The organism is Streptomyces sp. NPDC005004 (assembly GCF_053600675.1).
The window spans coordinates 320,350-344,945 of record NZ_JBSGAH010000004.1; the positions used below are offsets into that span (position 1 = coordinate 320,350).

At 73.0% G+C, this 24,596-nt stretch carries 20 protein-coding genes; 13 read left to right on the forward strand and 7 right to left on the reverse strand.

Going from position 1 to position 24,596, the window contains the following annotated elements; genetic code table 11:
• Positions 1 to 10: 10 nt before the first annotated feature.
• The 3 genes from ACWEEU_RS07545 to ACWEEU_RS07555 all read right to left on the reverse strand — a co-directional run bounded on the left by ACWEEU_RS07545 (position 11) and on the right by ACWEEU_RS07555 (position 5,389).
• Complete coding sequence (locus tag ACWEEU_RS07545; RefSeq protein WP_451729605.1) at positions 11 to 1,930, reverse strand: TOMM precursor leader peptide-binding protein; 1,920 nt, start codon at positions 1,928 to 1,930, stop codon at positions 11 to 13.
• On the reverse strand, positions 1,920 to 4,193 hold the full coding sequence (locus ACWEEU_RS07550) for a TOMM precursor leader peptide-binding protein (RefSeq protein ID WP_451729608.1): 2,274 nt from the start codon (positions 4,191 to 4,193) through the stop codon (positions 1,920 to 1,922). The genes ACWEEU_RS07545 and ACWEEU_RS07550 overlap by 11 nt, the downstream gene beginning before the upstream one ends.
• Positions 4,194 to 4,270: 77 nt before the next feature.
• Positions 4,271 to 5,389 (reverse strand): AfsR/SARP family transcriptional regulator, encoded by a 1,119-nt coding sequence (locus tag ACWEEU_RS07555; RefSeq protein WP_451729611.1) that lies wholly within the window; start codon positions 5,387 to 5,389, stop codon positions 4,271 to 4,273.
• A gap of 262 nt (positions 5,390 to 5,651) precedes the next feature.
• Between ACWEEU_RS07555 and ACWEEU_RS07560 the strand changes: the two genes are divergently transcribed.
• Positions 5,652 to 5,849, forward strand: coding sequence for a hypothetical protein (locus ACWEEU_RS07560; protein WP_385745405.1), 198 nt, complete (start codon positions 5,652 to 5,654; stop codon positions 5,847 to 5,849).
• A gap of 29 nt (positions 5,850 to 5,878) precedes the next feature.
• Positions 5,879 to 6,352, forward strand: a complete 474-nt coding sequence (locus ACWEEU_RS07565; protein ID WP_451729616.1) for a hypothetical protein — start codon at positions 5,879 to 5,881, stop codon at positions 6,350 to 6,352.
• 7 nt (positions 6,353 to 6,359) lie between these two features.
• Here the strand turns inward: ACWEEU_RS07565 and ACWEEU_RS07570 are convergent, their stop codons facing one another.
• The gene (locus ACWEEU_RS07570; protein ID WP_385745401.1) at positions 6,360 to 7,307 is read right to left on the reverse strand and encodes a DUF5996 family protein; all 948 of its coding nucleotides are present in this window, start codon (positions 7,305 to 7,307) and stop codon (positions 6,360 to 6,362) included.
• A gap of 442 nt (positions 7,308 to 7,749) precedes the next feature.
• Between ACWEEU_RS07570 and ACWEEU_RS07575 the strand changes: the two genes are divergently transcribed.
• The 4 genes from ACWEEU_RS07575 (at position 7,750) to ACWEEU_RS07590 (ending at position 12,512) form a co-directional block, all read left to right on the forward strand.
• On the forward strand, positions 7,750 to 8,892 hold the full coding sequence (locus ACWEEU_RS07575; RefSeq protein ID WP_385745422.1) for an LLM class flavin-dependent oxidoreductase: 1,143 nt from the start codon (positions 7,750 to 7,752) through the stop codon (positions 8,890 to 8,892).
• Positions 8,889 to 9,497 carry a CE1759 family FMN reductase gene (locus ACWEEU_RS07580; RefSeq protein WP_451729619.1) on the forward strand — a complete coding sequence of 203 codons (609 nt, stop codon included), beginning with the start codon at positions 8,889 to 8,891 and terminating at the stop codon, positions 9,495 to 9,497. Before ACWEEU_RS07575 ends, ACWEEU_RS07580 begins: the two co-directional genes overlap by 4 nt.
• Before the next feature lie 225 nt (positions 9,498 to 9,722).
• Entirely contained in the window at positions 9,723 to 11,558 is a 1,836-nt protein-coding gene (locus ACWEEU_RS07585) for an arabinofuranosidase catalytic domain-containing protein (RefSeq protein WP_451729622.1), read from the forward strand.
• Between the two features lie 159 nt (positions 11,559 to 11,717).
• Positions 11,718 to 12,512, forward strand: a complete 795-nt coding sequence (locus ACWEEU_RS07590) for an SDR family NAD(P)-dependent oxidoreductase (protein ID WP_451729625.1) — start codon at positions 11,718 to 11,720, stop codon at positions 12,510 to 12,512.
• Positions 12,513 to 12,557: 45 nt separating this feature from the next.
• Here the strand turns inward: ACWEEU_RS07590 and ACWEEU_RS07595 are convergent, their stop codons facing one another.
• Positions 12,558 to 13,106, reverse strand: coding sequence for a GNAT family N-acetyltransferase (locus tag ACWEEU_RS07595; protein WP_451729628.1), 549 nt, complete (start codon positions 13,104 to 13,106; stop codon positions 12,558 to 12,560).
• Positions 13,107 to 13,237: 131 nt separating this feature from the next.
• Between ACWEEU_RS07595 and ACWEEU_RS07600 the strand changes: the two genes are divergently transcribed.
• Positions 13,238 to 14,041: an SAM-dependent methyltransferase gene (locus ACWEEU_RS07600; RefSeq protein WP_451729631.1), complete on the forward strand. Its 804-nt coding sequence runs from the start codon at positions 13,238 to 13,240 to the stop codon at positions 14,039 to 14,041.
• Positions 14,042 to 14,188: 147 nt separating this feature from the next.
• The gene (gene pgm, locus ACWEEU_RS07605; RefSeq protein ID WP_451729634.1) at positions 14,189 to 15,829 is read left to right on the forward strand and encodes a phosphoglucomutase (alpha-D-glucose-1,6-bisphosphate-dependent); all 1,641 of its coding nucleotides are present in this window, start codon (positions 14,189 to 14,191) and stop codon (positions 15,827 to 15,829) included.
• A gap of 33 nt (positions 15,830 to 15,862) precedes the next feature.
• On the opposite strand, the gene ACWEEU_RS07610 is transcribed toward pgm, so the two are convergent.
• Positions 15,863 to 16,768 (reverse strand): SGNH/GDSL hydrolase family protein, encoded by a 906-nt coding sequence (locus ACWEEU_RS07610; protein WP_451729637.1) that lies wholly within the window; start codon positions 16,766 to 16,768, stop codon positions 15,863 to 15,865.
• Between the two features lie 191 nt (positions 16,769 to 16,959).
• Between ACWEEU_RS07610 and ACWEEU_RS07615 the strand changes: the two genes are divergently transcribed.
• The 3 genes from ACWEEU_RS07615 to ACWEEU_RS07625 all read left to right on the forward strand — a co-directional run bounded on the left by ACWEEU_RS07615 (position 16,960) and on the right by ACWEEU_RS07625 (position 20,662).
• A complete protein-coding gene (locus ACWEEU_RS07615; protein ID WP_451729640.1) occupies positions 16,960 to 17,616 on the forward strand; it encodes a maltokinase N-terminal cap-like domain-containing protein in 657 nt (218 codons plus the stop codon).
• Between the two features lie 210 nt (positions 17,617 to 17,826).
• Entirely contained in the window at positions 17,827 to 19,683 is a 1,857-nt protein-coding gene (locus ACWEEU_RS07620) for a M1 family aminopeptidase (RefSeq protein ID WP_451729643.1), read from the forward strand.
• A gap of 130 nt (positions 19,684 to 19,813) precedes the next feature.
• Positions 19,814 to 20,662: a lysozyme gene (locus tag ACWEEU_RS07625; protein ID WP_385745381.1), complete on the forward strand. Its 849-nt coding sequence runs from the start codon at positions 19,814 to 19,816 to the stop codon at positions 20,660 to 20,662.
• A 76-nt stretch (positions 20,663 to 20,738) separates the two neighbouring features.
• Here the strand turns inward: ACWEEU_RS07625 and ACWEEU_RS07630 are convergent, their stop codons facing one another.
• Entirely contained in the window at positions 20,739 to 21,845 is a 1,107-nt protein-coding gene (locus ACWEEU_RS07630; RefSeq protein ID WP_451729647.1) for an AI-2E family transporter, read from the reverse strand.
• 408 nt (positions 21,846 to 22,253) lie between these two features.
• Between ACWEEU_RS07630 and ACWEEU_RS07635 the strand changes: the two genes are divergently transcribed.
• Positions 22,254 to 23,969 (forward strand): enoyl-CoA hydratase-related protein, encoded by a 1,716-nt coding sequence (locus tag ACWEEU_RS07635; protein WP_385745378.1) that lies wholly within the window; start codon positions 22,254 to 22,256, stop codon positions 23,967 to 23,969.
• Complete coding sequence (locus ACWEEU_RS07640) at positions 23,966 to 24,556, forward strand: hydrogenase maturation protease (RefSeq protein WP_385745376.1); 591 nt, start codon at positions 23,966 to 23,968, stop codon at positions 24,554 to 24,556. Before ACWEEU_RS07635 ends, ACWEEU_RS07640 begins: the two co-directional genes overlap by 4 nt.
• Positions 24,557 to 24,596: the final 40 nt, after the last annotated feature.

The following is a 24,596-nucleotide window of genomic DNA, read 5'->3' on the forward strand; positions in this document are numbered from 1 at the left end:
GAAAGGCTGGTCAAGGGAAGGGGTGCGGCGCGGGGTTGAGGTCTTCCGGCGACAAGTCGTCCGCGCGCAGACCCGCTTCGCGCAGCGCCGTACGGGTGCGGGGCATCAGGGCCGCCCGTTGACGGCTCCACCCGAAGTCGATCGGGATCAGGCCGGGCACCAGCACCTTGACGGTGTGGAAGCCCAACCCCCGCTGTTCGGGCGCGGTCTGGTCGACCACCACCACGTCGAAGCCCTCACCGGTGACGGCCGCGACGCAGGCCGCCACGTCCTCGCGGAGATCCGCGGCCGGACGCGGCGCGCCGTCGGCCAGCGAGGCGAGCGGCACACGCTCCTCGTCGTCCCGGCCGCGCAGCAGGAAGTCGGTGTACCGGCCCATCTCGGGCAGCCCGTACAGCAGCGGATGGTCGTGCAGCACGCGCACCTCGTCGAAGTCGGCCGCCATGCGGCGCAGCCGGGGCTCCTCGCGCGCGGTGCGGCGGCGCAGGTTCACCGAGTCGGTGGCGATCTCGCACAGCCCGCCCGCGAGCGCGTCCTCCGGGTCCGGCGAGGCGCCCGCGCCGAAGCACAGGAGACCCGGACCGCCGTCCACCCGCTCGGCGACGGCGGTGACGACCGGCACCGGAAAGGTGATCCGGGTGTCGAAGAACCGCGCCCGGTAGCCGTACATCGCCAGCCGGTCCACCATCGCGCGGGTCGCGGTCCTGGTGCTGCTCGCCGGGTCGATCTCGGGCAGCCCTGCCCGGCCGAACCAGGCCAGCAGGAACGCGTCCCGCTCGATGGTCTCCATCAGCCCGTGGTGCACCGCCTCGGTCAGACTCCCGCCGGACGCACAGCCGTTGGAGCTCTCCTGCACGAAGCGCCGCCCGATGCCGCCGGGTGCGTGGTAGTACGCGACCACCTCAGGCACCAGCACCGGCCGCTCGTCGCGCAGCGACCAGCCCCACACCCAGTCGACCGGCCGGTCCGGCGCGAAGCGCGGCGCGCCGGTGCCGAGGTCGTGGAAGGAGTCGGCGTACAGCCCCGTCACCCGCGGGTCCACCGCCGTGTCCCCGAGCTCCTCCAACGTGGCCGTGATCACGGTGCGTTTGGCGCGGGCGCGCATCCCGGCATACCGCTCCAGACCCTCGAGCAGCCCCACCCGCACGCTCGTTCCGTAGGTGCCGGTGTGGCCGCCCCAGTAGCACTCGCGTAGGTAGTCGCCGGAGCGGGTGGTGAACGCGCCGACCGTGGACGAGGTGGACGCGGACGCCAGATCCGGCGCGACCGAAGGGCCGAGCATCCCGGTGAGCGGGTTGACGAACGCCTCCAGCGGCAGGTCGTACGCCTCGATGGGCCGCGTGCGGAAGCCGTCCGGGCCGTGCTTGGGGGAGGGGCCGAGCACGATCCTGGCGCCCTCGGCGGTGTCGTCCGGCCGGCGCGCGCAGGTCGGGCATTCGCCGTCCGGGACCAGCGGGAACCGGGAGACGCGCAGCGTCTCCATGTCGAGGAGCCACACCCACGGGCGGTGCGCGGGACCCGGTCGGCGGCTCGCGGCCGTGACCAGCGCGGCGAGCGCGTCCACCGTGAACGCGGTCCGCCACGGCGGCACCCCGGTCGCCCGGGTCTCCCGTCCCCGCTCCAGCGCGTCCCGCAGGAACCCGGCGCGCACCGCCTGCCAGCGCCGGGCCAGACACCGCGGACAGCCGGTCGCCCCGGCCGCAGGGACCGGACCGACCACGGCGTGATGCCCGTACAGGCCGACGGGTACGACGCCGGGCGTGAACTCGACCGCGCCGCAGGCGAGTTCATCGCGTGCCCCGAGCCGCGTCACCGCGCAGGGCGGAGTGCCGGGGCGTGCGGCGAGGTCGGCCGTGAGCGCGGCGCACACCTCGTCCCACGGCTCGCACGCCACCGGATCGGCCACGGCCGCCGTGGTCTCAGTGGGCACGGGACTCCCCGCCGGTCAGCAGGACCCGCACCACGTGCACGTCGCCCGCGGCGAGGTCGGGTGCGGCCACCGGCACCGCGAACGCGTCCCGCCCGTCGGCGGCGAGGCCGTCCAGCACGGCGGCCCACGTCGTGCCGGTCTCGCCGAGGGGTACGACGTCGCGGGCCACCAGCGTCGCCGCCTCCAGGTCGTCCCACACGGCGTCGCCCGTGTCGGGCTCGGCAGCGGCGCGGCGCATCTGCTCCGCCCCGAGCAGATCGCGCAGCGCCTCCAGCACGGCCTCGCGCGGACGGAGCCCACTGCCGACGGCCCAGCGCGTCCGTCCGCTCTCCGGGTCGGTGAACCGGGACAGGACGACCGGGAGTTGGCCTTCCGTGCCGGTCAGGTGCAGGACCTCCGCCGCCACGCCCAGGTTCTCCGCCGAGCGCAGCAGGAAGAGCAGCTCGGGGTCGCCGGTGGGCGAGCCGAGGTCCAGCCCGCGCACCGGAGCGGCCCGTCGGACCGCGCGGCGCAGCGCGTCGCAGGCGAGCGCGGTGCGCAGGGCGCGGGTCAGCGCGGCACGCGGAGTGCCGCCCGCGCCGGTGCCGGCAGAGGTGCGCTCGAACAGCCCCTGGTCGTTCCAGCCGCCCAGGGTGCGCGTCGCGCCCGTGGGGACCAGGACCGTCCGCCCGTCCAGCAGCGAGACGGCCTCGCTCCAGGCGGCGACCCGGTCGGCGGGCACGTCGAGCCCACTGGAGACGGCGAGTTCGGCCGGGGCCACCCGCGCCCACTTGCCGGAGGCCGCCTCCAGCGCGGCCGGGTCCAGTATGTGGGGCGGCACCACATGCTCGGCATACACCTCGGCGGCCCGGAAGAGCGCTGCGAGACGTGCGCCGGCCACATGGTGCACATCGGCGGCGGAGACCTCCCGGACCCGGCCCGGTGCGATGCCGAGCCGTACGGTGCTCAGCTTGAGCGGCGTCTGCTCCCAGTCGTCGTCGGCGTACGCGGTGAAGACTCCGGCCGCCGCGTGGACCAGCACGTCACGCCGCTCCAGCTCGGTGAGCGCGGCCTTGGCGGCGGCCTCGTCGGCCGGGCCGTCGGCGGGGAGCGCGGACGCCTCGTCGTCGGCGTGCGCCTCGCGCAGCACGTCACCCGAGACCGCCTCCACCGGCAACGTGGTCCCCGCGCAGAACGGGCAGCGCGGGTGCGGCAGCAGCGGCTCGGTCAGCACGTCGAGCGAGTCCAGGTCCTGCACGACGATCCCGCCGCGGGTCTCGGCGGGCAGCGCGCCCGTGACCAGGCGGAACACCTCGAAGGCCAGGAGGTTGCCGAGCATCCCGGCAAGGGGCCCGGCCAGGACGCGGTCCGGGGTGCCGAGCGGCGCGGCCGGTCCGACCGAGGACCACAGGTCCGCGCTGTCGGCGGCTTCGGCCCCCGCGCCGAGCCGCAGCGCCGCACAGGACCAGCAGCCGGGTGTACCGGCGGTCGTGGCCGGGCCCACCACCGCGCGGTTGCCGAACGTCCAGGCGCCGAGGAGGCGCCGTCCGGCGGGTACGCCCTCGCCGAGCAGCCTGAGGATCTGCCGGGGCGCGTCGGGGCCGGTCACCAGCACGGTGTCCCAGCCGTCCAGGTCGGCCCAGCCGTAGGTGCCGTCGACGGACTCCGGCAGAGGGGCCACGCGCGGCGGACAGCCCGCGTCCGTCAACTCCCCTGTCTCAGCGTCGAGTTCGGCGATTCCCTCCACGCCGTGCAGCTCGCGGCTGAGCACGGCGGGCGCGGGTTTGACGGTGACGGCCACTGCCTCGCAGCCGTTGCGCAGCAGACCCAGGGCGGCCCAGCGGGCCAGCGCGTCGGTGCCGAGGACCGCGACCGGGGTGGAGCGGAAGCGCAGGAAGCGGCCTGCCGCGTCGTCCGCGTAGTGGTCCAGATAGTCGACCTGATGGGCGAAACGTTTGGCCACCTGCGGCGGGAGCGGGTCGGACGCCGGTCCTGGTCCGGCGTCCCGGGCGAAACCACGCGCGTAGAGTGCGCGCACGAGTCCGTGGACCATGTCGCGCTGCTTGTCCCCCAGGCCGGTACAGATCTCGTCGACCTGCCGTTCGCCGTTGAGATGAGGCACGATCAGGGAGGCGAAGCGGTAGGCGTTCTGGGTGACCACGTTGAAGCCGCCGTGGGCGTTGTGGAAGAGCACGCCGTCCGGGGTCCGGGTGAACAGCACGTCCCGGCGGATGCGGGGACGCGACCGGGCGATCTCCTCGGGAGTGGCGGGAGCCTTGGCCATGCTTGCGGTACCTCCGAAAGACGAGGGGGGACAGCCGGCCGGGGCCGACGCGGGCGGTCCATCGGGTCGTGCGGGTCTTACGGGCCGTGCGGTTTCCGCTGGTGAGGCGGGTCGCGCGGCGCGGGCGCGGGGGGCGGCGCGGTGGCGGGGGCGGTGGCCGGGAGGCTGGTGCCGGCCGCCTGGACGAAGAGCCGCAGCAGGTCGTGGACCCGGTAGTGCCCCGGCGGGTCCTCCGCCAGCAGTCCGGCGTCCACGAGCGCGCGCAGCACCAGGTCGCCGGGCGCCGGGGGAGAGGCCCGGCCGAGACCGGGCGGCGCCTCGCCCGGTGCCGAGGGCGGAACCCCGGAGGCGGGCGGTGCGGGCCGCTGACCGGACGGTTCGCCGCGCAGCACGGCCAGTTGGAGTCCGCGCAGCGCGGGCCCCGGCTCCACACCCAGCTCCGTGGTCAGGTGGGCGTGGATACGGCGGTACTCGGCGAGCGCCTCGGCGCGGCGGCCCGAGCGGTACAGCGCCTCGATCAGCAGCGCGGAGAGCCCTTCGTGACCCGGCTCGGCCCGTACCGCCTCGCGCGCCTCGGCGATCATCTCCCGGTGCCTGCCCAGGCGGAGTTCGCCGTCGAAGACCCGCTCCACGGCGAACAGCCGCTCCTCGGCCAGGCGCGGCACATGGTCGCGGTGTAACTCGTCGGAGTGCACGTTGCCGAGAAGCGGGCCCTTCCACAGCCGTAACGCGGCCCGGCCGAGGCGCAGCGCCTGCTCGGGGTCCTCGGTGGCGGACGCCCGGCCGAGCAGCCCCCGGAACTGGAGCAGGTCCAGGGTCTCGGCGTCGGCATGCAGCCGGTAGCCGCCGGGTACGGCCTCGACCGCGCCGTCGGCGACGCCGTACTTGGTGAACAGCCTGCGCAGTCTCAGGACGCAGGTGTGCAGGGCGGAGCGGCCCCCGGCGGGCGGCCGGTCGCCCCACACGACGCGCTGGAGCAGCTCGGCGGAGACGACCGCGCCCGGGTGCAGGAGCAGGGCCGCCAGCAGGGACGTGGGCCTGGAGGGCTGGAGCACGACCGTCTCGCGGCCGTCGGTGATGGCCAGCAGGCCGAGGACGAGGAAGCGGGGGCGGCCGGGGTGTGCCGCGGCGGCCAGTCGCTCGGGAAGGGCGCCGTCGGGCGCGTGGACACCGGTCTTCACCACAGCCTTTCGCATCGCACGGTGAGTGATGCACCAACGGCTTCGCAGGACATGACACTTGTTCACATCCGGGGTGTAGGTTGTGAACAAGTCCCCTGCCGAGAGGGGAACTTAGAAGCGAACGGGTCATCCCGTCCAGTGGTTGGCGCGAAACAACTGGTTACGTCTGAGGTCCAAGCGCCTTGCCGCGCCGCAGTGTTGGCGAGTGGTCCGGCAGGGCATACCCTCCCGGTGGAGCCACGCGGCGCTCCCCGCAAGGCCGCACAGGGGAGGAACCATGCTGTGGTGGGCGCTCGTCCCGGTCGTCACGATGATCACCGGGCCGGTGGTCCTCTACGTCCTCAGCCGCCGCAAGCGGACGGACGACGACACCGAGGAACGCTACGAGGAACTCTCCCGCAAGTACGACGAGTTGCTGGAGAAGACGGAGTCCGCCGAACCGCCTGCGCCGGGTGACCGCCACCCGCACGCGTGAGACGCCGCGCCCCCGGGCACAATGACCGGATGCCCGACGGGACCGTCCTCTTCACGCTGCCGCGCGGCGCCACGGGCTTCTTCCGCCCGCAGGACGGCCCGCTCCCGGACACCGACCGCCGCGCCTTCCGTACCGCCCTCCACGCGGCCGCCCGTGCCGCCGGAGGACGGATCGGTGACGTGGTGGAACAGACGTATCCCCGCACCTACCACGCCGCGACCGTCGTCGACCGCGCGGGGAAGTGGACCGTGCTCTGCCACGCCCACCACCCGTGGATCGCGTTCGCCGACGAGCTGCACGACCTGGGCGTGAGCGGCTTCCTCGCGCCGCCGGAGTGGGCCGGCGTCTTCGCCGACGCGGGGTTCACGGTGCTCGGAGCGGACCTGCTGACGGCGCCGCTCTCCGCGATGGACACTTCGGCGTCGACCGCGTCCGACCGGTCCGGGATCCGTTACCACCGCGTCACCGCACTCGGCGAAGTCCTCTTCAACGCCTGGGACTGAACCACCCTCACGCCGGGGCGTGTTCGCTCATGTACCAGCCGTCCACGCGGGGTCCGACCAGGTCGGCCGGCCAGCCTGCCGTGGCCACCGCCGCGTCGTAGACCGCGTCGCCGAACGACACGATCGACTGATGGGGGTCCGGGGTCTCACGGAGCGTGGACCACGGGAGGATGACGAGGCCCGCGTCGGGGTGCCACTCGGCTCCGTCGACGCCCCAGGAGCGGCCGTCGAGGCCGTCCGGCTGGGGCCAGATGTAGGCGTACATCCCGATGTCCAGCGGATTGCCGCCGCCGGACTTGGTGTTGTCGAAGGAGAAGCCCACCGACACGTACTCGTAGAGCTGGGCGTTGCGCATGAACGGCGGGCCCTGGGGCGGGGGAGAGGTCGGCTGGGCGCGGAAGCGGGTCGCGGAGAGGTCGAAGCCGCCCCACATCAGCCCGACGCGCGGCCGGTGTCCGAGGTAGGGGGCCTGCCACGCCTCCAGGCCGTCGGCGGCCAGGTTGAACGCCTCCCACATGTGCCGGGCGGGGTGGGCCGACCAGACACGCTCGGCGCGGTCGTCCTCGAAGGCGTGCGGCGCGCCCGGGATCTCGCAGATCAGCGAGCTGTGTGGGGCGGGGATGCCGAGCTGCGCCGCCGCGTCGCAGAAGTGGGCGTAGAAGTCGGCCACCGAGGTCCGCGACAGCGACAGCGTGCGCGTGCCGTCGTCGGTCTCGATCACCACGTCACCGTCGAGCAGCCGGTAGTGCACCGTGAAGGTCACCCCGTCGCGCCGGTAGACCGGAGTCGTCAGACCGCGTGGTGTGACGGTGAGGACGATGTTGCCCCAGCCGACCTGGAAGGGATCGTCCAGGGCGTACTTCCCCGCGATCTGCACGACCCGGTTCACGTACTCGATCATGGGACCCAGTTCCGCGTGGTCCAGCACCGGCCACGCGTCGGAACGTGTGCTCACGAAGGCCTCCCGACGTGTCGGAGGATCGTTCTGGGACGAGAGGACCGGCCCGGCCTCGACGTGGGCCCGGACCGCGCCCTCATTTTCCCACGGTCGCCCGCGTCCCGCCCGTTCCCCACCCCGCCTCACCGGTCGCAAGCCGCCGTCCCGGCCGCGCCGCACCCCGCCCTGCCGGATCGCCCCCGCCGTGCGACCATGGCGGACGTAGTGGCACACGGGGCGCGCAGGGGCGTACCGCCGGTGCCGGAACCGGCGCGCCAGGACGCGCGGGTGAACCGGCGACCGCCCCCGGGAGGAGCGCGACCGGCCGCTCCCGCCCAGCCCGCCAGGACCGCCCCGTCAGCGAGTCCGGGAGGAACCCAGCATGGCGTCGTCCGAGACCGCCGGTACGTCACCGGCCACCGGCGCGGGACCGGCCCCGGACGTGCCGGGCGCGTCCGGGATGCAGTTCGGCATCTTCACCGTCGGGGACGTCACAGCCGACCCCACCACGGGACGCACTCCCACCGAGGCGGAGCGCATCCAGGCCACCGTCGCCATCGCGCGCAAGGCCGAGGAGGTCGGACTCGACGTCTTCGCGACCGGCGAGCACCACAACCCGCCCTTCGTGCCGTCCTCGCCCACCACCCTGCTCGCCTACATCGCCGCGCAGACCGAGCGCATCATCCTGTCGACCTCCACCACGCTGATCACCACCAACGACCCGGTGAAGATCGCCGAGGACTTCAGCGTGCTCCAGCACCTCTGCGGCGGCCGCACGGACGTCATGCTCGGCCGCGGCAACACCGGCCCGGTCTACCCCTGGTTCGGCCAGGACATCCGCGAGGCACTCCCGCTGACCGTCGAGCACTACAACCTGCTGCGCCGCCTGTGGCGCGAGGAAACGGTGGACTGGGAGGGCGAGTTCCGCACCGCGCTCCAGGGCTTCACCCTCACCCCGCGCCCGCTGGACGACGTACCCCCCTACGTCTGGCACGCCTCGATCCGCACCCCCGAGGTCGCCGAACTCGCCGCGTACTTCGGCGACGGCTTCTTCGCGAACCACATCTTCTGGCCCGCCACGCACACCAGACAGCTGGTGAACCTCTACCGCAGGCGGTTCGCGCACTACGGCCACGGCACCCCCGGCCATGCCGTCGTCGGTCTCGGCGGCCAGGTCTTCATGCGGCCCAACAGCCAGGACGCGATCGACGAGTTCCGCCCCTACTTCGACAACGCCCCGGTCTACGGCCACGGTCCGTCGCTGGAGGAGTTCACCGAACAGACCCCGCTGACGGTCGGCTCACCGGCCCAGGTCATCGAGAAGACGCTGAACTTCCGCAACTACGTGGGCGACTACCAGCGTCAGCTCTTCCTCATGGACCACGCGGGCCTGCCGCTGAAGACCGTGCTCGAACAGCTCGACCTCCTCGGAGAAGAGGTGGTGCCGGTCCTCCGCAAGGAGTTCGCCGTCGGCAGACCCGCCGACGTACCGGCCGCCCCCACCCACCAGTCGCTGCTGCGCGCCCGCCGGGCGGAGGAACAAGAGGCCGGCGACGGCAGTGAGCCGGACGCCGACGACGAAGGGAACCCCGAGACCCGATGAAGATCACCATCATCTCCGGCGGCCTGCGCGAGCCGTCCTCCACCCGGCTGCTCGCCGACCGCCTGGCCATGGCCGTCACCAAGGACCTGGAAGCCCAGGGCGAACCGGTCGAGCTGTCCTACGTCGAACTGCGCCCGCTGGCCCACGCCATCATGGACGCCATGCTCACCGGCTTCGGCGGAGGGGCGCTGGAGGCGGCGTTCGAGCAGATCAGGGAGGCGGACGGGGTCATCGCCGTCACGCCCGCGTTCAACGCCTCCTTCAGCGGGCTGTTCAAGTCCTTCTTCGACGTGCTCCCGGAGGAGACCCTCGCCGACATGCCCGTCCTGATCGGCGCGACCGGCGGCACCGAACGCCACTCCCTGGTGCTCGAGCACGCCCTGCGCCCGATGTTCTCCTACCTGCACGCCATCGTCTCGCCCCGCCCGGTCTACGCCGCCACCGGCGACTTCGGCGCACAGAGCGGCACGGCACTCGGCAACCGCATCACCGCGGCCGCGGCCGACTTCACCCGGGTGCTCCGCTCCTGCGGACCGCGCTCCCGGCGTGACGCGGGCGAGGAGGAACTCGCCGCGATGCAGCGCCTGTTGACCGGCGAGCCGTAGCCGCGCCCGACCCGCTTCCGGTGCGCCCCGCCCGACCCCGCCCCCACAAAGCAACAATTCAGGACACGTCCAAAACTTTGAACCAAGCCTGAAGCGACAAATCTTGACGTCCTCGAACGTGGTCCGTACCTTCCGCAACGGCTGTGACGCGTTCCGCGACGGAAACGGAACGCGGTTTCCCCGCACGCCGGTTGGAAGCACGTCCCGTCCTTCGAGGAGCAGACGATGCGCCGAGAGAGATCGCTTTTACCGTCCGTCCTGGCCGCCCTGCTGCTCCTGCTGGGCTCCCTGATCGGACTCGCCGGGCGCGCCGAGGCCGCCGGTTCGCTGCCGTGCGACATCTACGGCGCGGCCGGCACCCCCTGCGTCGCCGCGCACAGCACGACCCGCGCCCTGTTCTCCGCCTACAGCGGCCCGCTCTACCAGGTCACCCGCGCGTCGGACGGCGCCACCGCCGACATCGGCGTCCTGTCGGCGGGCGGCTACGCCGACGCCAACCGTCAGGACACCTTCTGTGGCGGCTCCACCTGCCGGATCAGCAAGGTCTACGACCAGACCACCCGCCACAACGACCTGACCCCCGGCCCGGCCGGCACCGCCGGGATGGGCGCCGACCGGGGCGCCGACGCGAGCGAGATCGCCGTCACCGCGGGCGGCCACAAGGTCTACGGCATCTGGATCTCCCCGGGTGTCGGCTACCGCTACACCGGGGTCGCCTCCGGCGTCGCCGTCAACGGACAGCCCGAGGGCGCCTACATGGTGGCCAGCGGCACCCACGTCGGCTCCGCCTGCTGCTTCGACTACGGCAACGCCGAGCGCACCCCGGCCGACACCGGCAACGGCCACATGGACGCCGTCAGTATCGCCACCACCTGCTACTTCGCCCCCTGCACCGGCTCGGGACCGTGGGTCGAGGCCGACCTGGAGAACGGCATGTTCCAGGGCGACAACGGCTCCAACACCGCCAACCGGGGCAACGGCAGCACATACGTCACCGCCATGCTCAAGAACAACGGCCAGACCAGGTACGCCCTCAAGGGCGGCGACTCCCAGTCCGGCGCCCTGACCACCTGGTGGGACGGCGGGCTGCCCACGCGCGGCGGCTACAAGCCCATGCAGCAGGAGGGCGGCATCATCCTGGGCACGGGCGGTGACAACAGCAACTGGAACATGGGCACCTTCTTCGAGGGCGTGATGGTCGCGGGCTACCCGACGGACGCCGCCGACAACGCCGTCCAGGCCAACATCGTCTCGGTCGGCTACTCCGGCCAGACCAACGTGCCCAACGGCCCCCAGGGCACCATCACCGGACCCGGCAACAAGTGCGTGGACGTCGCCGCCGACGACACGGGCGTCAACGGCGCCGCCGTCCAGCTCTGGGACTGCCAGTCCTACGCCGAGGACCAGCACTGGACGCACAACCCCGACGGCTCGCTCGGCACCATCGGCCGCTGCCTCGACATCAACGGCAACGGCACCGCCAACGGCACCAAGGTCGAACTCTGGGACTGCGACGGCGTCGGCGGCCAGAAGTGGGTCCAGCAGTCGGACGGCTCGCTGCTCAACCCGCAGTCGGGGCGCTGCCTCGACTCGCCCAGCGGCGCCACCGGCAACGGCACCCGGCTGCAGATCTACGACTGCAACGGCTCGGCCGCCCAGAAGTTCGCGGTGAACGGCGGCGCCCCGGTCGCCGGGCCCGGCGGCAAGTGCGTGGACGTCGCCGCCGACGACACCGGTGTCAACGGCACGGCCGTCCAGCTCTGGGACTGCCAGACCTGGGCCGTCGACCAGCACTGGTACCACCGCGCTGACAGCTCCCTGTCCACCCTCGGGCGCTGCCTGGACATCAACGGCAACGGCACGGCCAACGGCACCCAGGTCGAGCTGTGGGACTGCAACGGGGTCGGCGGTCAGAAGTGGGTCCAGCAGAGCGACGGCTCCCTGGTGAACCCGCAGTCCGGGCGCTGCCTGGACCTGCCGGACGGCACCACCACCAACGGCAGCCGGCTGCGGATCTGGGACTGCAACGGCTCGGCCGCCCAGAAGTTCCGGCTCGGCTGAGAACGGCTCGACCGAAGGCGGGCGGGGTGGACCGGGCGGGGTGGACCGGCCGGCCCGCGCCGCCCCGCCGTGGACCCGCCCCTCCCCGGTTCCGGCGCCCGGCCCCCGCACACTGGGGGCCAGGTGTCGTATCCGGAGCCGAAGGGAACCCGTTCGCCCATGCACATCGATCTCACAGGACGCACCGCGCTGGTCACCGGCTCGACCCAGGGCATCGGCGCCGCCATCGCCGCCGGACTCGCCCGCGCCGGGGCCCGCGTGGCCGTCAACGGACGCGACGCCGACCGGGTCGCCGCCGCCATCGCGACCCTCGCCGAGCAGGTCCCGGACGGCGAGTTCACGGCGGCCGCCGCCGACGTCTCCACCGAGGAGGGCGCCGAACGGCTGAAGAACGAGCTGCCGGACGTGGACATCCTCGTCAACAACCTCGGCATCTTCGGCACCGCCGACCCGCTGGAGATCACCGACGAGGAGTGGCGGCGCTACTTCGAGGTCAACGTCCTCGCCGCCGTCCGTCTCACCCGCCTCTACCTCCCCGGCATGACCGAGCGCGGCTGGGGCCGGGTGCAGTACATCGCCAGCGACTCCGCGATCGTCATCCCCGCCGAGATGATCCAGTACGGCATGTCCAAGACCGCTCTGCTCGCGGTCAGCCGGGGCTTCGCCAAGAAGGCGGCGGGCACCGGCGTCACCGTCAACTCCGTCATCGCCGGACCCACCCACACCGGTGGCGTCGAGGACTTCGTGTACGAACTCGTCGACCGCGACCTCCCCTGGGACGAGGCCCAGCGGGTCTTCATGCGCGAGTACCGCCCCCAGTCCCTGCTCCAGCGCCTCATCGAGCCCGAGGAGATCGCCAACATGGTCGTCTACCTCAGCTCCGACCAGGCGTCCGCCACGACGGGCGGCGCGCTGCGCGTGGACGGCGGCTACGTGGACGCGATCGTCCCTTAGGGCCTGTCTGACAATTCTCGTCTGCCGCGCGACGCCATGCACGCACTAGGCGATACGCCCCCCGGAGGGCGTCCTGCCCCACACATGCACATGCCCCTCTGCCGGGTACGCGGGCGGCGCCGGGGCCAGCGTCGCCACGAGCCCGTACCCGCACTTGACGGCCACCCGGCAGGACGCGGTGTTGTCCGCCTGGTGCAGCAGCTCCAGCCGCGTCAGACCGTCCCGGACCGCCCACCCGGTCAACGCCTCCACCGCGCGCGGGGCCACACCACGGCCCCGCGCGCGGGCGGCGGTCCAGTAGCCCACCTCGGCGGTGCCGTCCCCCGGTGAGGCGACCTTCAGGACGACGTGTCCGACCAGTCGCTCGTCCGGCTCCAGCACCGCGAAGGCGAAGCGCTCCCCGGCCTCCCACGCGCGCCGCTGCGTCTCGATCCACCGCTCCGCGTCCGCCGCGTCCGTGAGGGCCGGGAAGCTCGTCCAGCGGCGCAGCGCCGCGTCCCGTTCCAGACGGGTCAGCGCGGCGGCGTCGGCGGGGGCCCAGCGCCGCAGCCGGAGGGCCGTAAACGGTGGAGCGGCGGGTATGTCGATCAGCACCGGGTCATGGTGACACAACCGGCTTGTCGGCGAGCGGAGTTGACATCGGTCCAGGTCTGACGGGCGGGCCGGTGACATGGCAGGATGCAGCGGCCACGCCCCCACCGCCGCCCCGCAGAGGAGACCCCTCCGTGTCCGACGCCGAGACCCGGCCGCCCGCCATCGACACCAGCAAGCCGCACGCCGCCCGGATGTACGACTGGTACCTCGGCGGCAAGGACAACTACCCGGTGGACTGGGCGGCCGCCGAACAGGTCCAGGCGCTGTTCCCGCAGGTGCCCGAACTGGCGCGGGCCAACCGGCGGTTCATGGTGCGGGCCGCGCGGGCCCTGGCCGAGCTGGGGGTGCGGCAGTTCCTCGACATCGGTACCGGCATCCCGACCGACCCCAATCTGCACCAGGTCGTCCAGGCGGTCGGGCCCGAGTCCAAGGTCGTCTACGTCGACAACGACCCGATCGTGCTGCGCCACGCCCAGGCCCTGCTCACCAGCGCGCCCGAGGGCCGTACCGCGTACCTCCAGGCGGACGTCCGCGAGCCCGGGAAGATCGTCGAGTCCGCGCGGGAGATCCTGGACCTCGACGAGCCGGTGGCGCTCTCCATGGTCGCCCTGCTCCACCTCGTCCCCGACGAGTACGGCGCCCTCGACCTGGTCCGCGAACTGCTCGACCCGCTCCCGGCCGGGAGTTTCCTGGTGCTCTCCCACGCCACCGCCGACACCGACCCGGACACCTGGAACGCGGTGGCCGACGTGTACCGGCGCGGCGGCACCCCGGTGGCGGTGCGCTCCCGGACGGAGTTCGCGGAGTTCCTCCGCGGACTGGAGCTGCTGGACCCGGGCATCGCGTTCGTCAGCGACTGGCGCCCCGACTCCGCCGACCAGCGCCGGGGCGCGAGCCTGCCGCTGTACGCGGCGGTCGGACGCAAGCCGCGATAAAGCCACGACGAAGCCACGACGGGCCCGCGCAACGCGCCGGACGACGCCGACCCCGCGCGTACGCGCATGGCGGGCCCATGACGAGGAAAGATGGGCTGAGAGCGTTCGATCACCCCGTCGAACACCCCTACGCGGAGGAGCGGACTCATGCCGCACGAGCGAGCCGGCGCTCTCGCCGGTCCCGAGGACCTTGTCGACGTGGCCCGGCTGGTCACGGCGTACTACGCGCTGCACCCGGACCCGGCGGACCCGGGGCAGCGGGTCGCGTTCGGGACCTCGGGGCACCGGGGCTCGTCCCTGGCGACGGCCTTCAACGAGGACCACATCGCCGCCACCAGCCAGGCGATCTGCGAGTACCGAGCCGAGCGGGGCATCGACGGACCGCTCTTCCTCGGCGCCGACACGCACGCCCTCTCGGAGCCCGCCAAGGTCACCGCCCTGGAGGTGTTCGCCGCCAACGGCGTGACCGTCCTGATCGACAGCGAGGACGGCTACACGCCCACCCCCGCCGTCTCCCTCGCGATCCTCACCCACAACCGCGACCGCACGACCGGTCTCGCGGACGGCGTGGTCGTCACGCCCTCGCACAACCCGCCCGCCGACGGCGGCTTCAAGTACAACCCGCCGAACGGCGGCCCGGCCGGTTCGGACGCCACCTCGTGGATCCAGGACCGCGCCAACCAGATCATCGCGGGCGGCCTGAAGGACGTACGCCGCGTCCCGTACGCCCACGCGCTCGCCGCCGACACCACCGGCCGGTACGACTTCCTCGGTGCCTACGTCCGCGACCTGCCCAGCGTGCTGAACCTCGACGCGGTCCGGGACGCCGGGCTGCGCATCGGCGCCGACCCGCTCGGCGGAGCCTCCGTCGCGTACTGGGGGAGGATCGCCGACGAGCACGGCATCGACCTCACCGTGGTCAACCCGCACACCGACCCCACCTGGCGGTTCATGACGCTGGACTGGGACGGCAAGATCCGCATGGACTGCTCCTCGCCGTACGCGATGGCCTCGCTCATCGAGCAGCGCGACCGGTTCGCCCTCGCCACCGGCAACGACGCCGACGCCGACCGGCACGGCATCGTCACCCCGGACGCCGGGCTGATGAACCCCAACCACTACCTCGCGGTCGCCATCGGCTACCTCTACCGCCACCGCGACCAGTGGCCGCAGGCGACCGGCATCGGCAAGACCCTCGTCTCCTCCTCGATGATCGACCGGGTCGCCGCCGACCTCGGCCGCCATTTGGTCGAAGTCCCGGTCGGCTTCAAGTGGTTCGTGGACGGGCTGCTCAGCGGTGACCTCGGCTTCGGTGGCGAGGAGTCGGCGGGCGCCTCCTTCCTGCGCCGCGACGGCTCGGTGTGGACCACCGACAAGGACGGCATCCTGCTCGCCCTGCTCGCCTCCGAGATCACCGCCGTCACCGGGCGCACCCCCTCCGCGCACTACGCGGACCTCACCGAGCGCTTCGGGGAGCCCGCCTACGCCCGCATCGACGCCCCCGCCACCCGCGAGCAGAAGGCGCTGCTGGCCAAGCTCTCCCCGGCCCAGGTCACCGCCGACACCCTCGCCGGTGAGCCCGTCACCGCCGTCCTCACCGAGGCGCCCGGCAACGGCGCCCCCATCGGCGGCATCAAGGTCACCACCGAGAACGCCTGGTTCGCGGCGCGGCCGTCCGGCACCGAGGACGTGTACAAGGTGTACGCCGAGTCCTTCCTCGGACCGGACCATCTGGCCCGGGTGCAGGAGGAGGCGCAGTCGGTGGTGCTGGCGGCGCTCGGCGACTGACCCTTCGCCTACGGGGGCGCGCCGGGCGCGGCGTCAGCGCCTGCCGTGCCCCCGCTCGAGCGTCGCGAGAACGGCCCGCGCCATCGCCGCCTCGCCGCGCGCGTTGGGGTGGGCCGGGGCGGCGGGCGCGGCCGGCTTCAGCGGCTCGATCCAGCGGTCCTCGGGCGCCTTGCACATGTCGTGACCGACGGTGGGGCCGTAGGTGTCGACGTACTCGACCCGGTTCCACGCCGCGACCAGCCGCAGCATCAGGTCGAGCCGCTTCTCGGTGTCCCGCAGATAGCGGAAGTCGCCGCCCGCGAACGGCACGTCGGGGAAGCAGCCGGTGCCGTCGTCGGGCAGCAGGTCCGGATACCCGACGAGCAGGACCCGCGCGTGCGGCGCCCGTGCGTGGACGGCCCGCAGCACCCGGTCGATCTTCGGCGCGGTGCGCGCCACGGCGACCGCCAGCTCGTCGTACCCGGCGTCCCGGTAGGACCGCTCGCAGGGGTTGCCGTCCGGCTCCTGGGCGCCGAGCCTCGCACAGGTGGAGATGATCGAGCCGAAGCCGACGTCGTTCCCGCCGATCTGCACCGTGACGAGGTCGGTGTCCCGGGTGAGCGCGTCGAGTTGAGGCGGATTGGCCCCCTGTGCCTGCCACATCTGCGCCGTGGTCGCCCCCGAACAGCTCACGTCGTCGAAGCCGTCCACCTCTCTCCGCTCCGCCACCACCGAGGGGTAGTTCTGATCGGAGCGCGCACAACCGGCGTCCACCTGACGGGGGATGAGCGGCCCGGAGGTGTAGGAGTCCCCGAGCGCCACGTAACGGACCCGCCCGTGCCCGGAATGCGCGGTCGCCGGCACCACCGACCCGGCGACCAGGGCGCAACCCCCCACCGCCGCGCCCAGCAGACCGATCCACTTCCGTGAAGTGCCTTGTTTCCGTGCGCGGTTCGCCATGGAGTCCTCCCCCACCCGACAGGCCGTCACTTGCGACCGGGTCTGTATACCGCCGGGTAGCTCCACGGGGCCAGACACGTGAACACACTTTCCGCACAGGGTGATGGGTCGCCCTTCACGCTCCGTCGACGGCGCACACCGCTGTGGAACACTGCGGAAGTCCCGCATCGCCGAGGAGGAACAGCACCAGCATGGCCGTCATCCACCACACCACCCTGAGGCCGACCAAGGTCGAGCTCCTGACGTCCTGGCTGCCCACCCGCCCCTGGTATCAAGGCGGTTGTGAGGAGGCCCGGTTGGAGCGGACCGGCGGTTTCCGGCTGGACGACCCCGAGGGCGAGGTCGGCATCGAGTTCATGGTGGCCACCGACTCCGCGAGCCCCGAGCCGGTCGCCTACCTGGTCCCGCTCGCCTACCGCGGCGCCCCGCTGCCCGGTGCCGAGCATGCCCTGATCGGCACCTCCGAGCACGGCGTCCTCGGCAAGCGCTGGGTGTACGACGGCGCCCACGACCCGGTGCTGGTCACCGAGTTGCTGGCGCTGATCGCGGGCGACGCGCAGGCCATGGCGCAGAGCATCACCGACACCCCCGACCGCGAGGTCACGCGCTCCCACACCGGCTCGCCCCTCCCGCGCACCCCCTTCACGCCGGCCCCGGTCGAGGACGCCGACGGCACGAGCGTTCCCGTGCCCGGCGGGGCGACCCTGCGCGTCCACCGCGTGCTGCGCCCCGACCCGGAGAACCCGCCCGCGCGGCCCGAGGACGCGGTGGGCCACGTGGCGACGGGCTGGCCCGGCCCGGACGACAGCCGTCGGCGCGCGGTCTTGGTGACGCTGCGCACCGACTGAGCGTCCCGGGAGCCGCGCCCCGCGTTCCCCACCCGCGCCTTCTGGCATGAGCAGGTCAGATCTGTCACGCTTGCCCCGGCCGCCCCCTCCTCACCGAGGGGGCACCCCGCACGGCCATCGCGCAGCCCCACCCCACGGCCGCGCCGGCGCACTCCGGCCGGACTCGGTCATCGGCAGGCCGAAACCCCGGCCTTCGCAAAGGAGTAGCGTGTGAGATCCACCCCCCACAAGGCGCTCGGCGGGCTTGCCCTCGCCGCCCTGATCGCCTTCTCCCTGCCCGCGGGCTCAGCCGTCGCCCGGCCCGCGGCATCCACGGCGGCCGCCGCCTGCACCCCGGCCCAGGTCGTCGGCAACGGCGGATTCGAGAGCGGCACCTCGCCCTGGACCCAGTCCTCCAGCGGCCTGATCACCAGCCGTACCGGCCAGAGCGCGCACGGCGGTTCCGCCTTCGCCTGGCTCGACGGCACCGGTGCCACCCGCACCGACACGCTCACCCAGAGCGTCACCGTTCCCAGCGGCTGCGGCAGTGCCACCCTCAGTTTCTATCTGCATGTCGACACCGCCGAGACCACCTCCTCCACCGCCTACGACAAACTGACGGTGAAGCTCGGCGGCACCACCCTCGCGAGCTACTCCAACCTCGACCACGCCACCGGATACGTCCGCGAGACGGTCGACGTGTCCTCGTACGCCGGCCGCACCGTCGACCTCGCCTTCACCGGCACCGAGGACTCCAGCCTGAAGACGAGCTTCGTCCTCGACGACGTCGCCCTCGACACCGCCGACACCACCACCCCGCCCGCGGGCGACAGCGTCCGCACCCCGGCCGCGCCCGACTACACCGTCAGCCTCAGCAGCGACAGCACGGGCACCGTCTGGAACGGCCACGAGAGCGCGACCTTCACCAACGCCTCGGCCGACGCGCTCAACGAGGTCTATCTGAGGCTCTGGGACAACTACCACGGCACCTGCTCCGCCCCGCCCATCAAGGTCGGCAACGTCACCGGCGGCACCGCGGGCGACCTCTCCGTGGCCTGCACCGCGCTGAAGATCACCCTGCCGCAGCCCCTCGCCAAGGGCCAGTCCGCCACCATCGGCTTCGACCTCGGCATCACCGTGCCCGACGGCGCCGACCGGTTCGGCCACGACGGCGCCTTCAGCTTCATCGGCAACGCGCTGCCCGTCCTCGCCGTACGCGACGGCTCCGGCTGGCACCTGGACCCCTACACCAACAACGGCGAGTCCTTCTACTCGCTGGCCGCCGACTTCAAGGTCACCCTCGACCACCCCAGCTCACTGCTGGTCCCCGCCACCGGCACCTCCACCGACACCGCCGGCGGCAGCGGCCGTACGGTCACCACCGCCACCGCCTCGAAGGTGCGTGACTTCGCGTGGGCGGCCGGGCCCTTCAGCAAGATCTCCGGCACCTCGCCCGGCGGCGTCCCGGTGAACGTCTACTCCGTCTCCGGGATCAGCTCCTCCAGCGCCCAGTCGATGCTCAGCACCGCCAAGAGCGCCGTCGACGCCCACGCGGGCCGCTTCGGCGCCTACCCCTACGGCGAGCTGGACGCGGTCATCGACAACAACTTCTGGTTCGGCGGCATGGAGTACCCCGGCTTCGTCCTCGACCTCGTCAGCACCAACGCGCTCACCCACGAGATCGGCCACCAGTGGTGGTACGGCATCGTCGGCGACGACGAGTACACCAGCCCCTGGCTGGACGAGGCGTTCACCGACTACGCCACCGACCTCGCCCAGGGCAAGACCGGCTCGGGCTGCTGGAGCAGCGTCTCCTGGGCCTCCGGCAGCGAGAAGATCACCAACTCGATGGCCTACTGGGACGCCCACTCCTCGCGCTACTCCACCGTCGTCTACGGCTACGGCAAGTGCGCCCTGCACGACCTGCGCCGCCTCATCGGCGACACCGCCATGACCAAGCTGCTCAAGGACTACGCCACCGCCCACTGGTACGGCGTCTCCACCACCGCCGAGTTCAAGGCGGCCGCCCAGGCCGCCACGAGCACCGACCTGACCTCCTTCTGGGCCCAGCACCGCATCGACGGCTGACCCGCCGCCGCCCGGCCGGACACCGCCCCCGGCCGGGCGCCCGCCGGCCCACCCACATGGCCCAACCCCGGCGCGTCCACGCCTTCGCCCGGCCCAACCCGGCGTGCGCCACGCCCCGATGCCGGGTCAGATGGACCTCGTGCGAAGCGACATACACCTCCTCCGCGGCCGCAGCTCACGCCTGTGCCTCACGGGCGTCCTCTCCGGCCTCCTCCTCTTCCTGTCGCCCCCCGCCGCCGTGTCCGACTCCGGGCGGGGCGTCCTTCCGCGGGGCAGCGCCTACATGGGCGTGGGCGTCCGCGCCCACGAACGGGGCGCCGCGTGGTCCGAGGACCGCTCCCTGGCGCCCCGGGGGACCCACACCGAGGGCGTGGACGTCTCCAGCCACCAGCGCAACGTCGCGTGGACCACCCTGTGGAACGCGGGCACCCGCTGGGCCTACACCAAGGCGACGGAGGGGACGTACTACCAGAACCCCTATTTCGCCCAGCAGTACAACGGTCCCTACAGCGCGGGCATGGTCCGCGGCTCGTACCACTTCGCGACCCCCGACACCACCAGCGGCAAGGCCCAGGCCGACTACTTCGTCGACCACGGCGGCGGCTGGTCGGCCGACGGCCGGACCCTGCCCGGGGTGCTCGACATCGAGTGGAACCCCTACGGCGCCTCCTGCTACGGCAAGTCCAAGAGCGGCATGGTGAGCTGGATCCGCGACTTCCTGAACCGCTACAAGGCCCGCACCGGCCGGCACGCCGTCCTCTACACCGCCACCGCCTGGTGGAACGAGTGCACCGGCAACTACTCCGGCTTCGGCGCCAGCCCCCTGTGGATCGCGCGCTACGCCTCCTCCGCGGGCACCCTCCCGGCCGGCTGGTCGTCGTACACCATGTGGCAGTACACCTCGACCGGCCGGACGGTCGGCGACCACGACAAGTTCAACGGCTCGACCACCAAGCTGCGGTCCTTCGCGGCGGGCTGACCGGGCCTCACCCCACGTCACCCGAGTCACCCGACCCACCTCGCCGACCGGCCGGGACGCGTCGCGTCCCGGCCGGTCAGGGCGTCCGGGGCGGCTTGGTCGCGGGCGGTCCGCGCAGGGTGCTCAGCACCGCCCAGACCACCGAGACGAACGGCACGGCCACGACCGCGCCGATCACCCCCGCCACGATGCTCCCCGCGATGACCGACACGGCCACGACCAGCGGATGCAGCCGCACCGCCCAGCTCATCACCAGCGGATGCAGCACATGGCCTTCCAGCTGGCCGATCACGACGATGAGCACCAGCACCGCGATCGCCGTGAGCGGACCCCGGGTGGCCAGGGCGACCACCGTGGCCACGCCGAGCGCCACCGGCGAGCCCACCAGCGGCACGAACGCGGCGAAGAACTCCAGGAGCGTCAGCGGCAGCGCGAGCGGCACCCGCAGCGCGAACAGCGCGATGCCGACCAGCACGGCGTTGGTGCCGGCCACGATGATGATGCCGCGCGTGTACCCGGCGAACGTCCCCCACGCCGCCCGGCCCGCGCGGTCCCACACCGTGCGCGCCCCGCGCGGCAGCAGCCGGTCGCGCACCCACTCCCACAGCCGGTCCCCGGAATGGATGAAGAAGGCGGAGGCGAACAGGGCGAGCGCCCCGCCCGTCACGACCTCCACGAACCGCCCGATACCGGCCACCGCACTGCTCAGCAGCGCGGCCCGGTGCGTCGACAGATACCGCGTCACCTCCCCCTGGAGCGCGTTCAGCCGGTCCTGGCCCAGCCGGAACGGCGGACGCCGCAGCCAGTCCTCGATGCGGTGCACGCCGCCCCGGAACTCGCTGCCCAACTGCGTGGACTCCCCGGCCACCGCGTTGCCCACCAGCGCCAGCAGCCCCAGCAGCAGACACAGGCTGCCCACCATGGCGAGCGCGACGGCCAGCGGGCGCGGCATCCACCGGTCCAGCAGATCCGCGACCGGGCGCAGCACCGAGGTGATGACCAGCGCGAGGAACAGCGCCACCGCGATGAGCTGGAAGCGCCCCAGGACGCCGAAGACGCCGTAGACCGCGATGCCGACCAGGATGAGGCGCCAGGCGTAGGCGGCGGCGATCCGCAGCCAGGGGACCGTCAGTTCGGCCGCCGAGACCTTCGGCGCGACCCGTGAGTGGGAGGGCAGTCGCACGGTGGGGGAGGCGGACCGGGCGCCGGGCGCCGGGTCGTGCGCCGGGTGACCGGACTTCCCGTGCCGTCGCCACCACCACCCCGCACCGCCCACCACGCGCCCGCCTCGCCTCCGTGCCCACCGAGCCCTCGGTCACATCTAGAGAAAGGTAAGGGCAAAGCAGGAGAAACCAGACCTGCAACGCGCCTGGGTGCGCCGAGGCGGTGCGCCGCCGCTCCCGCGCCGTCGGGTCGCCGCACCGGCCGCGCATCCAGGCCGCCGGAGAGCCGTCGGATTAGCGCAAAGACGCGAAAATCGAATGAGATTTCCCCATGTTTTCCGGTGAATTCGGACCCCGTTCTCCGGAGCCGGGAGAAACGCCGAACCGGTTCTTCACCGCATCGGGAAAATGGACGAACATATCGTCGCATGGACATTTTGCTGGTCGCCAGCGCGTTCAACAGCCTCTGTCAACGGGTCTACGCGGAACTGTCCGATCAGGGCCACACAGTGGACGTCGTCCTGGCCACCCACGGCCCCGAACCGGTCCGCGCCGCCGTCCGCGAGACGCGCCCCGAGCTGATCGTCGCACCCATGCTGAAGAGCGCCCTCCCCGAGGACCTGTGGCGGGAGCACACCTGTCTGATCGTGCACCCCGGACCCCCCGGCGACCGTGGCCCCTCCTCGCTCGACTGGGCGATCGCCGAGGACGCGACGCACTGGGGCGTGACCGTCCTCCAGGCCGAGGCCGCCATGGACGCGGGCGCCATCTGGGCCTCGGAGTCCTTCCCCGTGCCCCCCGTCGGCAAGAGCGACCTCTACCGCAACGAAGCCGCCGACGCCGCCGCGGCCGCCGTACGCCTCGCCGTCCGCCGCTACGCCGAGGGTTCCTACAAGCCCCGCCCGCAGACCGGCGACTGGCCCGCCGTGGTCTGGCGCGACTACTTCCGCCAGGACCGCCGCCGCATCGACTGGGAGCGCGACGACACCGCGACCGTGCTGCGCAAACTGCGCGGCGCCGACTCCCAGCCCGGCGTCCTCGACGAACTCCTCGGCCGCGAGGTCTTCCTGCACGGCGGCCACCCCGAGGACCAACTACGCGGCCGCCCCGGCGACTTGATCGCCACCCGTAACGGCGCCGTCTGCCGCGCCACCCGCGACGGCGCCGTGTGGATCCCCGAGCTGCGCCCGCGCAGGAGCAGCGGCGACCCGGCACCCTTCCGGCGCCCCGCCGCCACCGTCCTCGCCTCCTGGGACCCCGGGTACGCGGCCGCGCTCCCCGAGTCGACCGTCCCCCTCGAACTCCCCGGCGACCGGCGCACCTGGACCGACATCCGCTACCGGCAGCGCGGCGACACCGGCTTCCTGAGCTTCGCCTTCCCCGGCGGCGCCATGAGCACCGACCAGTGCCGCCGCCTGCTCGCCGCCTACGAGTACGCCCTCGCCCGGCCCACCCCGGTGCTGGTCCTCGGCGGCTCCCGCGACTTCTTCTCCAACGGCATCCACCTCAACGTCATCGAGGGCGCCGCCGACCCCGGCGCGGAGTCCCGGGACAACCTCGGTGCCATGGACGACCTGGTGGAGGCCGTCCTGCGCACCACCGACCGGCTGGTCGTCGCCGCGCTCGCCGGGAACGCCGCCGCCGGAGGCGCCATGCTCGCCCTCGCCGCCGACGAGGTGTGGTGCCGCACCGGCGCCGTCCTCAACCCGCACTACCGGCGGATGGGCCTCTACGGCTCCGAGTACTGGACCTACAGCCTCCCGCGCCGCGTCGGCGAAGCCACCGCGCACCGCCTGACCACCGAAGCCCTGCCGGTCGGCGCCGAACACGCCGCCCGGCTCGGCCTCGTGGACCGCCTCGTGCCCGTCGGAGCCGGTGAGTTCGCCCCCACCGTCGCGACGATGGCCGCCGACCTCGCCGCGAGCCCCGGCCTCGCCGCCCGCATCACCGCCAAGGCCGCAGCCCGCCGCGCCGACGAGGAGCGGCGCCCGCTCGCGGAGTACCGGCGCGACGAACTCGCCCGTATGCACGCCCTGTTCGACGACCCCACCGCGCCCTACCACGCGCTGCGCTCCGCTTTCGTCCGCAAGCAGCCCTCGGCCTCCGTGCGACCGCTCGCCACCGGCACCGGGGAGGCGCCGTGAGCGGCGGCACCGAGAGACTGCTCGTGGCCGGGGTCGGCAACATCTTCCTCGGCGACGACGCCTTCGGCCCCGAGGTGATCCGCGCCCTGGAACAGCGCCCGCTGCCCGCCGGGGTCACCGTGCGGGACTTCGGCATCCGGGGCATGGACCTCGCCTACACCCTGCTCGACGGCTGCGCGACCGCCGTCCTGGTCGACACCGCGCACCGCGACCAGCACCCCGGCACCCTGTCCCTGATCGAAGCCGAGCCCCCCGACGCCGCCACCGTGCCCGAGGCGCACGGCATGGACCCGCAGAAGGTGCTCGCCCTCGCCGCCCACCTCGGCGACGAACCCCTGCCCCGCGTCCTCGTCCTCGCCTGCGAGCCCGCCGTACTGCCGCGCGGCGACGAGGACATCGCCCCCGGCCTCAGCGAGCCCGTGCGCGAGGCCGTCGGCCGGGCCGTCGACGCCCTGCACGTCCTCGTGCCCGTCCTGCTGGCCGACCCCGCCGCACCCGCGCCCCCGTTGGGCCGCCCGATGGAATCCGGGCCCCCGCACGCGGCTGCGCTGCCCGCCCTCGCGGCCGACGGCGCCGAAGATCGGTGAGAGCCCGGGCCGTGCCCGACACGGCCCGGCGATTGTTCTT